Annotated in this window: 12 protein-coding genes, 2 tRNA genes and 1 pseudogene; 12 read left to right on the top strand and 3 right to left on the bottom strand. The window is 57.9% G+C overall.

Features of this window, described 5'->3' with window-relative positions; all coding sequences use genetic code 11:
- The first annotated feature begins 104 nt into the window (after positions 1–104).
- The 5 genes from ACSQ2W_RS17690 (at position 105) to ACSQ2W_RS17670 (ending at position 6,095) form a co-directional block, all read left to right on the top strand.
- Complete coding sequence (locus tag ACSQ2W_RS17690; protein ID WP_436087825.1) at positions 105–656, top strand: tyrosine-type recombinase/integrase; 552 nt, start codon at positions 105–107, stop codon at positions 654–656.
- A gap of 145 nt (positions 657–801) precedes the next feature.
- Positions 802–1,140 carry a hypothetical protein gene (locus tag ACSQ2W_RS17685; RefSeq protein ID WP_436087426.1) on the top strand — a complete coding sequence of 113 codons (339 nt, stop codon included), beginning with the start codon at positions 802–804 and terminating at the stop codon, positions 1,138–1,140.
- A gap of 394 nt (positions 1,141–1,534) precedes the next feature.
- On the top strand, positions 1,535–3,754 hold the full coding sequence (locus tag ACSQ2W_RS17680; RefSeq protein ID WP_436087425.1) for a tetratricopeptide repeat protein: 2,220 nt from the start codon (positions 1,535–1,537) through the stop codon (positions 3,752–3,754).
- 369 nt (positions 3,755–4,123) lie between these two features.
- Positions 4,124–4,393 (top strand): hypothetical protein, encoded by a 270-nt coding sequence (locus tag ACSQ2W_RS17675; protein ID WP_436087424.1) that lies wholly within the window; start codon positions 4,124–4,126, stop codon positions 4,391–4,393.
- Positions 4,394–4,706: 313 nt separating this feature from the next.
- Positions 4,707–6,095, top strand: a complete 1,389-nt coding sequence (locus ACSQ2W_RS17670) for an enoyl ACP reductase FabMG family protein (protein WP_436087423.1) — start codon at positions 4,707–4,709, stop codon at positions 6,093–6,095.
- A gap of 94 nt (positions 6,096–6,189) precedes the next feature.
- Here the strand turns inward: ACSQ2W_RS17670 and ACSQ2W_RS17665 are convergent.
- Positions 6,190–6,327: pseudogene (locus ACSQ2W_RS17665) on the bottom strand (cold-shock protein); the annotation flags it as partial.
- A 225-nt stretch (positions 6,328–6,552) separates the two neighbouring features.
- Here ACSQ2W_RS17665 and ACSQ2W_RS17660 point away from each other — a divergent pair.
- From ACSQ2W_RS17660 to ACSQ2W_RS17635, 6 genes are all read left to right on the top strand, one after another.
- A complete protein-coding gene (locus ACSQ2W_RS17660) occupies positions 6,553–6,858 on the top strand; it encodes an ETC complex I subunit (RefSeq protein ID WP_436087824.1) in 306 nt (101 codons plus the stop codon).
- 42 nt (positions 6,859–6,900) lie between these two features.
- A tRNA-Arg gene (locus tag ACSQ2W_RS17655) sits at positions 6,901–6,977 on the top strand.
- A 365-nt stretch (positions 6,978–7,342) separates the two neighbouring features.
- The gene (locus ACSQ2W_RS17650; RefSeq protein ID WP_436087823.1) at positions 7,343–8,416 is read left to right on the top strand and encodes a D-alanine--D-alanine ligase family protein; all 1,074 of its coding nucleotides are present in this window, start codon (positions 7,343–7,345) and stop codon (positions 8,414–8,416) included.
- A gap of 156 nt (positions 8,417–8,572) precedes the next feature.
- Positions 8,573–8,740, top strand: a complete 168-nt coding sequence (locus ACSQ2W_RS17645) for a hypothetical protein (RefSeq protein ID WP_436087422.1) — start codon at positions 8,573–8,575, stop codon at positions 8,738–8,740.
- Between the two features lie 180 nt (positions 8,741–8,920).
- Complete coding sequence (locus ACSQ2W_RS17640; protein ID WP_436087421.1) at positions 8,921–9,907, top strand: GlxA family transcriptional regulator; 987 nt, start codon at positions 8,921–8,923, stop codon at positions 9,905–9,907.
- A gap of 544 nt (positions 9,908–10,451) precedes the next feature.
- On the top strand, positions 10,452–12,389 hold the full coding sequence (locus ACSQ2W_RS17635) for a M10 family metallopeptidase (RefSeq protein ID WP_436087420.1): 1,938 nt from the start codon (positions 10,452–10,454) through the stop codon (positions 12,387–12,389).
- A 427-nt stretch (positions 12,390–12,816) separates the two neighbouring features.
- Here the strand turns inward: ACSQ2W_RS17635 and ACSQ2W_RS17630 are convergent.
- Positions 12,817–12,892 (bottom strand) — tRNA-Lys (locus ACSQ2W_RS17630).
- 196 nt (positions 12,893–13,088) lie between these two features.
- Here ACSQ2W_RS17630 and ACSQ2W_RS17625 point away from each other — a divergent pair.
- Positions 13,089–13,838 (top strand): cytochrome c biogenesis CcdA family protein, encoded by a 750-nt coding sequence (locus ACSQ2W_RS17625; protein ID WP_436081471.1) that lies wholly within the window; start codon positions 13,089–13,091, stop codon positions 13,836–13,838.
- A gap of 11 nt (positions 13,839–13,849) precedes the next feature.
- Here ACSQ2W_RS17625 and ACSQ2W_RS17620 read toward each other — a convergent pair whose 3' ends face one another.
- Positions 13,850–15,055, bottom strand: a complete 1,206-nt coding sequence (locus tag ACSQ2W_RS17620) for a UbiH/UbiF family hydroxylase (RefSeq protein WP_436087419.1) — start codon at positions 15,053–15,055, stop codon at positions 13,850–13,852.
- Positions 15,056–15,247 lie beyond the last annotated feature (192 nt).

The following is a 15,247-nucleotide window of genomic DNA, read 5'->3' as shown; positions in this document are numbered from 1 at the left end:
TACTTCTTTCTGGGCAATTTCGCTGATGGGAATGACTTATCTCGGCCTTGCTCGTTGGTCGTGCCGCTGCAGGCGTCCTCACCTGACATTCTGATAAGCGACCGCTGCAGCCAAAAAACGTGTGGTCAATCCTTGTCCGCCTCGAGATGAGTGGGGCCACACGCGAACTCGCGCTCTTCAATTTGGCCATCGACAGCAAGCTACGTGCATGTGATCTGGTCAGGCTGAGGGTCGAAGACCTGTGGTCTGGAAGCTCCATCAGAGATCGCGCGACCATCATCCAGAAGAAGACAAAGCGCCCCGTCCAGTTTGAAGTGACGGAGCAGACGAAAATCGCGCTGGCAGCATGGCTTCCGTCGGTCAAAAGGACCGGAGGAAGCTACCTGTTCCCCGGCAGACGCCGTCAGTCGGCTCACCTATCGATTCGACAGTACGCGCGCATCGTCCATCGATGGGTACGCAGCATTGGTCTTGAGCCGACCGCCTATGGAACCCATTCGATGCGACGGACCAAGGCAGCTTTGATATACAAGAAGACGGGTAACCTGCGCGCTGTCCAAATCCTCCTTGGACACACTAAATTGGAAAGCACAGTTCGGTACCTCGGGATCGAGATTGATGACGCGTTGCGAATTGCCGAACAGATAGAGCTCTGAAACGACGGCCATCGGCAAAAGCCGGTGGTCGCCATCGTGCCAATTACGGCATAGTATCTCCTACAACATTTGTGCGGCAACACGGATGAATTCTGATGCGACGAGTGTAAGCTGACAAACCATCTGACACCAAGAAGAGAACGCAGTGCCCCGATTTCTTGCCGTTTACACCATGAAGCCCGAAGACCTCGCCTCCTTTAGGAGCCTGCCCAAAGCCGAGCAGGACGCTATCGACGCCATCGGCCTGAAACAGTGGGCCGCGTGGGAAAACAGAAACGCCGCATCCATCCTTGATCGTGGTGGCATGGTGGGCAAGACGACGCGCATAACCAAGGACGGGGTCGCCAATGCCGTGAATCCTTTCTGCGGTTACCTTGTCGTCGAAGCGGAAACCGTCGACGCCGCGGCAAGGCTGTTCGAGGACCACCCGCACATCACCGTGTTTCCTGGTGACGGCGTAGATATCATGCCCTTTTTGACCTGAAGTCCTTCCGATCGGTATCGACCGCCAACGGTTACATCGTCTGAGGGAGCAGAGGCGGCAAACGGCTGCCTTGGGCATTTACCCCAAAACCTGACGACCGCTTTGCGCCATTAGCGGCCGCTGGACGATTTCCGGTCACCGGCTGGAATCGACCCATAGCTAGCCTTTCAACGGAGAAGAGCGAGGGCAAGCTTGCTCGTGCGCGCGCACCGTGTCGGGTGTATGTTGCTGCTACGAGTTGGGCCGACGCCCTTCAGGCTCTTACGCGCTCCCAGCAGGTCGGGTCAGTAACAGGAGGAAGTACCAACGACCGTTTCCCACCAAATGCAGACTGGGATGTGCACCTTAACTATCCTATAATTGCAACAGATGCCGTTCGACACCGGAGCATCTCATGCAACGGAAGCTTGCGGCGATACTGGCCGCTGACCTCGTTGGTTACAGCCGCCTCATGGAGATCGATGAGGCGGACACAGTAGCGCGGCTGGGAAGCACCCGCGGGAACATCATCGACCCGAAGATTGCCGCCCACAATGGCCGGGTGGTCAAGCTCATGGGCGATGGCGCGCTAATCGAGTTTCCCAGTGTGGTTGACGCTGTAAGATGCGCCGTCGAAATCCAGCAGGCGATGGACGAGTGCAACGAGGAACTACCCGCTGACAAACGGCTCGAATTTCGCATTGGCGTCAACCTCGGCGACGTCATCGTCGAAGGACAGGATATCTATGGCGACGGCGTGAATGTCGCGGCAAGACTCGAGGGGTTGGCTGATCCGGGAGGCGTCCTGATTTCGGGAACGGCGTACGATCAAGTCGAAAGGAAGCTGGACTACGGCTTCGATTTCATGGGCGAGCAGCAGGTCAAGAACATCGAAAGGCCCGTTCGCCTCTATCGAATTCGCCTTGGCGATCATCCCCGAACCACGGCCGCCTGGACACGGCGAAAGCCTTATCGTTCATGGTTCTGGCTTTCGACCGCCGCAGGAGTTCTGGCGCTCGCAGTCGGAAGCATGGTTTTCTGGAGCAGTTCCCGCGCACCGTCGGTCGAGTTGGCCTCAAGGGCACGGATGGAATTCCCGTTACCCGACAGGCCGTCCATTGCGGTCATGCCGTTCACCAACATGTCCGGCGAAGCGGGGCCGCAACATTTTATCGACGGGATGACAGACAGCTTGATCACCGATCTGTCCAAGATTTCCGGTCTCTTCGTCGTCGCTCGGAACTCGACATTCGCATATCAAGGCAAACCTGTGACAGCCAACCGGGTCGCTGAGGAGCTGGGTGTGCGATACGTTCTGGAGGGCAGCGTTCAACGTGCGGGAGATCGGCTTCGCGTCAATGCCCAGTTGATTGATGCGCTCTCGGGAGGCCATGTGTGGGCTGATCGCTTTGACGGCAATGTTGCCGATGTTTTCGGCGTTCAGGATGCATTCGTAACCAAGATTGTCGAGGCGCTGAAAGTTAATCTCACGGGAAACGAGAGAATGGAGATCGCCCGCGGCAAGACTGACAGTCTCCCGGCGAAAGAGGCATTCGACGAGGGTTGGAGCCTTTATCTTCGTTTCAATGCCAATGACAATGCAGCGGCCGTCGCGCCGCTCAAGAGAGCAATTGAACTCGATCCCGAATATGGACGCGCCTATGCCGCGCTCGCTTTGGTCTACTTCAGAGTCCAGGACTACGCCTGGGACCAGGAAGCCCGCTTCAAAGTCGATGAATGGGGTTGGAACCAGGAATTCGGAGTACAGCGGCAAATAGCTGGGTACTACGGCTGGACATACCTGGAAAAAGCCAGGAGATATCCTACGGCTCTCGCATATACGGCCGACGCGATGGTCGACCTGTATTTTGGTCGGGCAGAAGATGCACGCCGCGAAGCCGCCCAGGCGATTGAACTCGACCCCAACGATCCCGAAGCGCAGATCGCCATGGCCTGGGCCTTGACAACCTCAGGAAAGCCGAATGAGGCCCTGGATTTCGTCCAGAGAGCGTTTCGCCTCAATCCGAGCTTCCCAGGCCACTATGTTCTTGCCCACGGAGTTGCGCTATTTGCAGCAAGCGATCTGGGGCAGGCGGCGGAGGTCTTCGGCAAGGGGGTCAAGCAGAACCCGAACGCAACCGCACTCCTGCCGCCGTTCGCATCCGTTCTTGCGAAGCTCGGTCGTCGGGATGAGGCAAGGCGGCAACTCCTGAGTTGGCGGCCAGCAACAGATCAGGCAGCTCTCGAGGGTCTGGCACGCGATTACCAGTTCCCTATTCGATGGGCACCTGAATACAAAACGGTGCGGGAGCGTTTGCTTGACGGTGTCCGTGCTGCCGCCCTGCCGTTGGATGTCGCCGTACCGAGCCTCACAGTTGAACTGAAGCAGGGCGATCCCGCTAGCCGGCGGAACGCCGCAAGGCGTTTGGGTTGGTTTGGACCGGCGGCAGCGGAAGCCGTGCCAGCCCTGGTTATACTGCTCGAAGACGTCGGCGTCCGTGAGGAGGTCGTTCAATCGTTGAGAAAGATCGGGCCTGGGGCCAAGCCTGCGGTCCCCGCGCTAGTGGCGATGGAGAGCGAGAGTTTCATCGGCAGCTACGCCAAGGATGCACTGAAAGAAATAAGGGGCTACTGAGGGACCGCGCTCCACTGCGACGGAAGCAACCTGGTCCTCTGCCGACGAAAAAGCGCCTAAAGGGGGCGTGCACCTGAGTTGAGCAGTGATGCATGCACGAGGTTTAAAAACCCACCATGAACACTGCGGCCCAGAATAGGCAAGCGAGCTCAGCCGCCACTAGAAACCCTACAGTGGTATCGCTCATGATGAAATCCTCCTTGGGACAACCTCCATTGCCGAAGGAAACTATAGGTCACGGCGGAACGTTCGGCTACCCACGGCATCCTAACTCGCAGGGCATGCTAATCACGGCAATTCTAAAAAGTCGCTGAAACCCGTTATTAACTCGGCACCGCACGTCGCAGCTTTAGCGGAACCCAGCATGCGATGAGACGCGACACCATCGAACTCCGACGCTTGCAACATCGCAAGCAAGCTGCCCTCTTCCTCGTCATCAGCCCCGTAAGAGTGAGTTCGAAGCACCGCCCGATGGGGAGGTATGCAGATTTTGCCGCCGTTTTAAATCGCCTATCTGTTGGTGAGATGGTCCACCAGAGATTACACCGCAGAGAAGTCATCGGCGTCGGCCGTTGGTCAAATTGGAGCAAATATCAGCTCGCTAAAGTTCAACGCACATTTGAGGACATGCTCGAATGACCGCAAAGGCCAGAACCAGTCTTGCCGTCCTCTGAAGCGGCCACGCGCCTTCCCTTTACCATCAGTCTTTCGGAAGGATCGCGCCTCCGACAAACCTGTGTTCCGCAGGGGAGTTACCAATCCCCGTTCTCCTGAGCGGCTGGCAAAGTCAAAGCGTTCTCCCGACTGGAGCCGACAAGTCCTTACGGCGCTTCACGTTTCGATATAATCGGTCACTTTAAATGACTTCCCAATCGGAGCGAATGTGTTCAAGTAGTCATCAACGACTGTCGGCGCTATTGCCCGACGACCCCTGATTCGAAGAACTGAACGTATGAAAAACCCGATCGCGTTAGAGACCGTTGCCGAAAACACAGTATTTCGGAAAGGCGATGTCTTCGTTCTGTTCGGCGAATTGTTCGGACGCGGCTACGCGACTGGCCTTCTCGACCAAGCCCGGAAAACCGGAATGCACATCGTGGGTATCACGGTCGGACGGCGTGACGAGAACAATGCGTTGCGGCCCCTTACCGACGATGAGCTTTCGGCTGCCGAAGCACGGCTGGGCGGGACGATCATCAACGTTCCTCTTATGGCTGGCTTTGATCTCGACGCCCCCGCGAAGGGTTCCACCCCTACCGACCTCCTGGCCGGAATGACGCTCGAGAGCTGGGAGCATGACAAGCTCGACTGGGAATACATCGAAAGATGTAAGGCCGTCGCTATAGCACGGTTCACGAACGCGCTGTCGCAGGTCATGGCCATCCTAGACGGCATGATCGCCGACGGCCGCAATGTCTTCTTCGCCCATACGATGGCCGGGGGTATCCCGAAGGCAAAAGTTTTCCTGGTCGTTGCCAACAGAATCTACAAGGGAACTGGGTCCCGCCATTTGTCGTCACAGGCCCTGCTTGACAGCGACATGGGCAAGCTGATCCTTCAGAATTTCGACGAGGTCTCGGCGAACACCTTCCGCCATCTCATCGACTTCAGCGCGGCGATCCGCGAGCGCGTCGAAGCGTCGGGCGGCCAGGTTAGATATACGGCGTACGGTTACCACGGCACGGGAATCCTGATCGACAACGAATATCGTTGGCAGACCTACACGAACTACACTCAGGGCTACGCCAAGATGCGGCTCGAGGGCATCGCCGAGGATGCATGGGCGGTGGGCGTGAAGGCGACCGTCTACAACTGCCCCGAAATCCGGACCAACTCTTCCGACGTGTTCACGGGCATTGAGCTGCCTCTTATACCTCTTCTGCTTGCGCTGAAGAAAGAGAACGGCGGCCGATGGGCAGCCGAACAATGGCGAGCATGCGAGGAGCTTCTGGCGGACGGTTTCACAGTGGATGACGTCATCCGCAAAATCAGTGACCTGCAGGCAAGCGAAGTAATGATCCCGTTCTATGACTTCTCCGCATGGCCGATGCCCAACAGCCAGGCACAGGCCGACCTGACGATCGGCACGTCCAACGAAATCACACGGATGCACCGTGACACTAAGGTGATGATCAGCGACCTCCTGAGCGCGCTTGTAGTGGAGGCGACCGGGCAGTTGATTTTCGGTGAATCCTCTTCGCCTTGCGGTCCGGTGCGGTGGCTCAACCACGATGTCGTAGCCCGTCGCCTCAATGCTTCCCACGAAGAACCCGAGACTGCGTGGAGATCGGTAACACCGGGGGCACTTGATGGCGCTTCGTCACGGCTGGAGATTGCCTGACTGTTTTCATGGCTCTCGTCGAGCCGGATGTTTTCTGCACGTCGACACCGAAGTGCGGTGTGAAATGCAAAATCGAGCATCACAGCTCACTCAGTCAAATCGTGCGGACGTTTTCAGCTTTCGATTTGCCAGTCTTGCGATCCTGACCGACGTCATAACTCACTTGTTGCCCTTCGCGAAGCGAGCCTTCGCCCTGAAGTGCAGACACATCGACGAATATTTCGGTTCCGCAGTGTTGACGTTCCTTAAAATCTTTGTTTCACCGGGGAAAAAGCGTTTGTTGACATCGTCCGCCGCGGTTTGAACAGCTTTGCGCCGCGAAACCACTAAGGCCGTAAAATCGGCGGATTTATCGCCGGAAAGTCATTCCGTTTTAATCCATTCTGCGCTATTGCAGTGCGCAGCAGCCGGCGGCAGTGACCGGCGTGACGGAACCAAGGTGGAGACCGCTCAAGACATGTTCGCGAAAATCTATCGACCCGCAAAAACCGCCATGCAGTCGGGCAAAGCCAAGACGCATTTGTGGGTTCTTGAGTTCGATCAGGAAAAACCGCGCACGATCGATCCGATCATGGGCTATACGAGTTCGTCCGACACCCGCCAGCAGGTCAAGCTGACCTTCGACACCGCCGAGCAGGCGATTGCCTATGCTGAACGCAACGGCATCGACTACCGGGTCATCGCGCCGAAGGAAGCGACGCGCAAGAACGTTTCCTACAGCGATAATTTCCGGTTCAGCCGCACGCAGCCCTGGACCCATTGACATCAGGCTGCCAGTTTCCGGAGGTCACGGCCTCCTTCAAGCGGCCCCTTAGCTCAGCTGGATAGAGCACCTGCCTTCTAAGCAGGTTGTCGCAGGTTCGAGCCCTGCAGGGGTCGCCAAAAATTCAATAAATACGATATGATAGGACTTGGTCCGACATCTTTCTGGCCAAAGGCAATTTTTCATGTCGCGAAAGTGTCGGAAGCTCGACCTTGTGTCCGATCTCATCGCGCGTTTCGACGGTGGCGTTCCATGAGGCCGGGAGGCCGGTGCGCTGTTTAATCGTCGATGATCCCGAGTAGCGGGTTTCTTGATCAAACATCCCTTTCCAACTCGCAGCCCACCATATTCCGTGGCTTGGCTGAACTGTGGCGAGAAAAGCGATCGGCCGGCACAAACTGCAGAAGACATCTCAATTTGGTTGCAATTGGGCGGTTACAGCTTGGCATCCGCCTGTCGATGCCATCTTACAAAAGGAAACGCCATGGCCCTGAAATTGCGAGTTGCTGTTCTCTTTGGCGGACAATCCGCCGAGCACGATGTCTCCATTCTTTCCGCTCGCAATGTGGTCAAAGCAATCGACGCCGCCAAATATGAGATCATGCCAATCCTTATTGATCGAGCCGGGCAATGGTTGTTGATCGAACTGGTTGATGGTGTCCTGCCGGACCCCGTAGAATATGCCGGGACAAAGGTTTGCCTGCTTCCTGGCGGCCGCGGTCGTCTGCTCGCCTTCGACAGGCCTGCCGGTTCCGGAGAATTGGCCGCGATAGACATCCTGTTTCCCGTTTTGCACGGGTTGCACGGCGAGGATGGGTCTGTGCAGGGGCTCGCCCAGATTGCGGGTGTTCCCCTGGTCGGCTGCGGTATCCTCGGATCGGCTACAGCGATCGACAAGGACATGGCTAAACGCCTTTTGCGGGAGGCGGGACTGCCGGTCGCCCGTTCGATCACCGTTAGAACTGGCGAGAACGCCGTGTTCGAAGAGGTTACGAAGGTGCTGGGATCGCCGATTTTCGTCAAGCCCGCGCGACAAGGCTCGTCGGTTGGTGTCGGCAAAGCACGGTCTGCCGCCGAATTTCATGCTGCACTCGCCGAAGCCTTCAGGTTTGACACGAAGGTCCTCGTGGAGGAGTTCGTCCAGGCTCGCGAGATTGAATGCGCGGTTCTTGAGAAGCCCGACGGAACGATCGTGGTCTCCGTCCCCGGCGAGATCGTGACGGGCGAGGGGCACGGCTTCTATACCTATGAAGCAAAGTATCTCGACGAAAAGGGAGCAACCATCAACATCCCGGCTTTGCTGCCTGAACCGACGGCGCAACATCTTCAGGACATGGCGAGACGAGCGTTTATCGCGCTGGGCTGCGAGGGGCTTGCCCGCGTCGATTTTTTCGTGCGGCCGGATATGACCGCGGTGGTCAATGAAATCAACACGATGCCGGGCTTCACCGATATCAGCATGTATCCGAAAGCGATGGCGGCGACGGGAACGTCTTACCCTGAACTCGTTGACCGGCTGATCGAGCACGGACTGGCAAGAGCCAAACAGGCCGTCTGATCCTCGGCTTATCGATGCGCCGGTGCGCATCGATCCGTTGCGGGTGTTGAGGCTGTGACAGCCGGGAATCGCTTCCTCGGATCGATCATTCTGTCCCAAGAAGAAGTGGGGGGCTGACGACCGGCGCTGGCCTGTGGCTGGCTGGGGCGATCGGCCTTGCGCTCGGATTTGGCCGCTGGCGATCGCGCCTTTGCGCTCACAGCCGGGCTGACGGTGCTCTATGCCGTTGGAAAGCTTGAAAGTGCCTATAAATCGAAATCGGTGCCGCCTGCGGAACTGAAGACGGCGCACGGCAAAGACTGGAACCGGCAGCCCAAGTCGTGATAAAAAAACGGACCGAAGGCATGTCTGCCGTTCGGCCCGTCCGGTAAAGGTCGGATAGGGGAATTTCTGGACATCCGCAGGCTGACAGGCGCTGCGAATGGGAGGTCTCTTACCGCCTCATCATGCCCGAATGCCGATGTTTTATTTGACATACAGCGCAGAAGATTTGACATTTTGACCATGCTGCAAAAAGTTCTTTCCGAACACGGCGTCGCCGTCGTCATCGTGATCCTGCCCGAATCATCGATCATGTCGCTCGCCTCGGTGCTCGATCCGATGCGCGCTGCAAATCGCGTGGCCGGCAAAGCGCTCTTCCGCTGGAAAATTCTCTCTCCTGATGGTGAGCCGGTTCTTCTGACCTGCGGTGTCCCGATCGCCGTCGACGGTATGTTTTCGGCGGGGGCGGTGGGAGACCTTCTGTTGGTGATCGGCGGCTTTAATCTCGAGCGCCATGCGGGCAAGGCGTTCATCACCGGCCTTCAAGCCTGCGCACGGCATTTTTCCGTCGTCGCCGGTATCGAATCAGGCTGCTGGCTGCTGGCGCGCTCCGGTCTCGTCAATGGACGCTCGGCAACGGCGCATTGGGAGGAACTGGAGGATTTCGCACTGGCTTTTCCCGACGTGTCGGTCAAGGCCGACCGTTTCGTCACGGACGGCAAATTCTGGACCTCGGGTGGGGCGTCGCCGACCTTCGACATGATGCTGCACATGATAAGGCAGCGATTCGGGTCGGCCGTTGCGCTCGATGTGGCGAGCATCTTCGTCTATGACGAAACGCATGCGGCATCGGATGCGCAGCCGCTGGTCTCGCTTGGCCGCATGGAAGCGCTCGATCCGGACCTTGCCCGCGCCATCCGGCTGATGGAGCGCACGCTCGACCGGCCGCTGTCGATCGCGGCACTCGCCCTGCGGGCCGGCCAATCCCGCCGCAAGCTCGAAAAGCGTTTCGTCAAGGCGCTCGGCATCGGTCCCGGCACCTATTATCTGCGGCTTCGCCTGCAGGCGGCACATCGCCTGGTCAGTGATACGGAATTGAGTGTCCGCGACATCGCCCTTCGCTGCGGCTTCGACAGTCTGTCGTCCTTCTCCCGCGCCTTCAAGAGCCAGTACGGCGAAAGCCCGCTGAAACTGCGGCACGGCAGCCGCCGCGACCTTTGCAGCATCTAGTACGCCGCGCGAGGCCAATGTTGTCACCGCTGATTCGCGGATGTTGATGACGGCTGAGATCCTGCGAGGATTGCTCGAATCAGCCGGGCGGGCGCGGCTGAAGTACGGGTCAGGGACTTCAGTGGGAGCTTTTGCTGGGCGACATAGGAGGGAAGATGCCATGTTTTAGGCACCGCGAACACCAAATTTGCGCAAAAATCTAAACACGCCAACCGTTTCGCTTGCGTTTTTGTATCTAATTGTTTTTTGTAGTTTTTCGTGAGCGCGCGCGCCCATTAACACCAGCTCCGGCGTACTCCCGTATTTCCTCCCGCAGGAACGTTGGACTTTGGCACAAATTTAACTGTTCAAGAGCAGGGTTAAGATGCCTCCCCGTATGGCCTAGTCCACATGGGGGCCTCAACCCATCCAGCAGGTCGAATAGATCATGACGGACGGAGAATGCATATTCCGCAATAGCCACGCAGGCGATTCAATGGTTTTCCTCATTGAGCCAGACTGCAACGAACCACGACGCTGAACCACTGCTACCGAAGAGAGAAGTATGCCCGCAACTGCCACTTACGCATTGACCGGCAATGCCTACATCGATGGAGTCCTCGGGGACTCGAAATGGGCGGTAAGGGATTTCACCTTCAGTTTTCCGGCCAGCGCATCGTTCTATGGCTCAGGTTATGGAACCGGCGAACCTACAACTGGCTTCGGGACCCTGACTACCGTCCAGAAAGTGGCTGCCCGGGCCGCGTTCGATCAGATCTCTTCTGTCGCAAATGTGACCTTCTCTGAGATAACCGAAACGTCCGCCAACCATGCGGATCTGCGGCTCGCGCTGTCTGATGCGCCGAGCACCGCGTGGGCCTATATGCCGTCTACTGCTGCCGAAGGAGGGGATGCATGGTTCAGCAGATCGTCCGGATATTATACCGCCCCCGCTAAGGGCAACTATGCCTTCGCGACATTCCTGCACGAGCTTGGCCACGCTCTCGGGCTTGACCATGCTCATGAGGGCAACGTCATGCCGGCGGGCCGCGACTCCATGGAATATACCGTGATGAGTTACCGATCCTACGTCGGGTCCTCGCTGGGAGGCGGATACACGAACGAGAGCTGGAGCTATGCTCAATCGCTGATGATGTATGACATCGCCGCCCTACAGCACATGTACGGCGCCGATTATACCACTCACAGCGGCAACACGGTCTATTCGTGGAGCCCCACAACCGGCGAAATGTTCATCAATGGGGCGCCCCAAGGAGCGCCGGGAGGCAACCGAATCTTTCTTACGGTTTGGGACGGCGGTGGCAGCGATACATATAATTTTTCTAACTACGCGACCGCGGTGAAGGTCGATCTTCGGCCGGGCGAATGGACGACCACGTCCGCTTCGCAACTGGCGAAACTCCACTATGACGGCTCGAAGGTGGCCGCCGGCAATATTGCCAATGCGCTTCTCCACGACAACGACACGCGGTCGCTTGTGGAGAACGCGATCGGTGGATCTGGTAGCGACACCATCATTGGCAACGCCAAGGACAATACGCTGATCGGGGGGAGCGGCAACGACTGGATCATGGGAGCGGACGGGTCCGACATACTGGATGGTCAGGCGGGATCTGATACAGCCTTTTTCGACTTCAGTTTGACGTATGCGACATTCACATATTTCGACCGTGCGATGCTGATTGAACACAGCGGCTCGCGGGACCGCCTCGTCTCAATCGAACAACTGCAGTTCTCCGACCGCACCGTATTTCAGCACGATAGTAATTCTCTCGTTGATGACATGTACTATTACAGTCGAAATCACGATGTCTTTAACGCCCTCGGGGAGGCGGAGCAACATTACTCTCAATATGGGTGGCGCGAGGGGCGTGATCCCAATAGCTTTTTTGATACATCAGAATACCTGGAAACATATGCTGATGTTGCTGCCGCGGGGGTTAATCCGCTTGAGCATTATGCACAGTTCGGCTGGAAAGAGGGGCGAGACCCATCGCGTCTATTCGACACCTCCGATTATCTGCGATTAAATCCAGATGTGACGGAAGCCGGGATTAACCCACTCAGTCATTATCTTTCGCACGGTGTTTACGAGGGCCACAAGATCGATAGCGGGATAGCGCTCGTCGACGACATGTTCTATTTCAGGAATAATGCGGATGTGGCGATGAGCCGTATCGACCCCGAGCAGCATTTCGATCAATTCGGATGGCGTGAGGGGCGTGACCCAAACGCCTTCTTCGATACGTCCGGATATTTGGCCGCATATGGCGACGTGGCGGCTGCCGGAATTAACCCACTCATGCACTATATTTCACACGGCTGGCGCGAGGGGCGTGATCCCTCAAAGACATTCGACACCGCTGGATATCTCCAGCTTCACCCAGACGTGGCTGCGGCAGGAATGAACCCTCTTGAGCACTATTTGTCCTACGGTATCTACCAAGGGCTAAGCTACGCTGACGACGGAATGCTCGGCTAATTGCAGGGTTTTTGCGATCCTGCGAGAGAAGCCACCACGCACACACCGGGGCTGCCCAAATCGGGCGCCCCCTTTTTTCTCATAGGGGAGACCTATTTACGCCCCTTTGCACCGAGTCATCCACAACAGACTTCGAAGTTTGTTCTTTATTTGTTCTGGTAAAGGCACAATATCCTGTCAACAGCACCGGCGGGATCTCGCTGAACTACGCAGTGCCATCTTTGGTAGCGCCGCGGTTTCACGCGCAATTAAGACTGACGGACACGCAGCCTTCGAAGGCGTCATGCCTAAAAACGGCGCGATCAATGAGGCGCCATGTGTCATTCATGTGCCGTAAAAGGCCGCCATGTGCCGTAAATCTAGGTAATTCTCGGTAATGTTTTGCCGGAATTTCTATCGTTACCAAATTGATATTGTTTGGTTTTTTTGGTGAGCGCGCAGGGATTCGAACCCTGGACCTACTGATTAAAAGTCAGTTGCTCTACCGGCTGAGCTACGCGCTCCCTCAAGACCGGGCGTCTCGTGCCCGGCGGAAGTGGGCGGACATATGCACAGCGGGCTTGTTTTGGTCAACCCAAAAAAACAGACGACAAGTGTAAATTCGATGATTTGCAAGGAGATCGCCAAAAGGTGATTGGTTTGGTGATGGCATCGGCGTTAAGACGGCACGAGCGTGTTGCAGGCTGGAGTTCTTAACGGGTGTCGATCGCTGATATTTCCATCTGGACCGCCATTTTGGCAGGGGCGCTGTCCTTTCTCTCGCCCTGCGTACTACCCTTGGTGCCGCCTTATCTTTGTTACATGGCGGGCATTTCGGTCGATCAGTTCCGCGGCCGCGAAAGGGAGGCCGCCCTGGCCGGCACGCGGCGCGCTGTGTTCAGCGCGGCCTTTTTCTTCACGCTCGGCTTTGCCACTGTTTTCGTGGCGCTCGGGGCAGGGGCGTCGACCATCGGCCTCGTGCTGCGCCAGCATATCGACATCCTGTCGCGCATCGGCGGCATCATCATCATCGTCATGGGCCTGCATTTCCTCGGTATCTTGCGCATCGGCCTGCTCGGCAGGGAGGCCCGCTTCCAGGGTGGCGGCAAGCCGGCGACGCTGTCCGGCGCCTATATCATGGGGCTTGCCTTCGCCTTCGGCTGGACACCCTGCATCGGGCCGGTGCTTGGTACGATCCTCGGGGTCGCAGCCGCACGCGACACCGTCGGCGATGGCGCGATCCTGTTGGCGGTTTATTCGCTGGGCTTAGCGATCCCCTTCTGGATCGCCGCGGGTTTCTCCGGCGCCTTCATGAGGTTCCTGTCGCGCTTCCGCCGCCATCTTGGCCTGGTGGAAAAGCTGATGGGCGTTTTCCTGATCCTTGCGGGCCTTGCTTTCGTGTTCGGCTTCATCAGTTCCATGGCGATCTGGTTCCAGGAGACCTTTCCGGTGCTGATGCAAATCGGCTAAGCCAGATCGGTTCAGGCGCGCTGCCAACCGATCTTTTCCCGTAGTGAACTGCGCAGCGTTTGCAATGCGCTGCCGGGGTTCAGCCCCTCGTGCATCATCAGATTGCGCAGCAGCGGAACGCTGGCAAGGGCCTGCAGTCCAGCCGCGCGCAGCATCTGCACCGGCAGGAAATCGGACAGCAGGGACCGGTTGAGCAGATCGACACTGACGGTACGGGTCAGTACATCGGCTCGCCGTCGGCGGTCATAACGCGCGCCAAAATCGTCTGGAATGGTTGGGAGGCCGGAAAGCAGGGACGCCGCCGCCACGATATCGCGAAGGCTGAGGTTGAGCCCTTGCGCGCCGATCGGCGGGAAGGCATGTGCCGCCTCGCCGATCAGAATGGCGCGATCCTTGCCGAAAGTCTTGGCGGCCATGCCGGAGAGCGGAAAGGATTGCGCTGTGCCTTCGACAGTCACTTTTCCCAGGATAGACTGCATCCGCCGTTCAACAGCGAGCGACTGTTCCTCGGGTGAAAGCGCCAGCGTTGCGGCGGCGTCGTCCGGTTTTTGCACCCAGACGAGGCTCGAGCGCGGACCGGGTAGCGGTACTTGCGTGAACGGACCGTCCGGCGTGTGGAACTCGGTCGAGATGTTCTGGTGCGGCAGTTGGTGGGCGAAGTTGAGCACGACGGCGCTTTGCGGATAGGACCAGTTGCGGACGTTGATACCGGCCGCCTCGCGTACCCTGGATTTTCGTCCGTCGGCACCGACGACGAGATCGGCGGTGACAGCACGACCATCGTCAAGGGTCAGGATCGCCCGTTTGGCGTCGAATTCAATCTGTGCCAGGCTGGCGACGATGCGCGTGAGCGACGGGCGGGTTTCGGCCTCCTTTTCCAGCAGCGAGAGGAAGGGCGCATTGGGAATATTGTAGCCAAACGCGTCGAGGCCCACCTCGGCGGCGTGAAAGGTCACTGTCGGTGCCCGCAGCAACCGATTGGTGCCGTCGACAATGCGCATGGTGGCGAGCGGTGCCGCCAAGGGTTCGATCGTATCCCAGAGGCCCAGTCGCCGGACAAGATCGAGGGAGTGATCCATCAGCGCCGTCGTACGTCCGTCGGCGCGTCCAGACGCCGGGGCAATCAGCACGACGCTTCGTCCCGAATCGGCTAGGGCGAGGGCGGCGAGCGATCCGGCAAGCCCTGCACCGACGATCGCAATTTCAAAATGCTCCATGGCGTCCGCTTCCTGCTAATGCTTGCCGATATTGTCCCAATCTTACCCGCCACCGCTCCCGATGGAAATGGGGTCAAGTGGCGCAGGCGATCGGGGATGCGTCCACAGCTGAATCCCATGCTTTTTCAAGGGTAAGTGATTTTTGCTGGCAGCCAAACTGAAACGGTGCATATTACCGCCAACGCCGCACGA

The organism is Pararhizobium sp. LjRoot255, from assembly GCF_964252905.1.
Classification (GTDB): Bacteria; Pseudomonadota; Alphaproteobacteria; order Rhizobiales; family Rhizobiaceae; genus Pararhizobium.
Note: the sequence above shows the minus strand (reverse complement) of the source record. Positions and strands in the feature narration are given on the sequence as shown.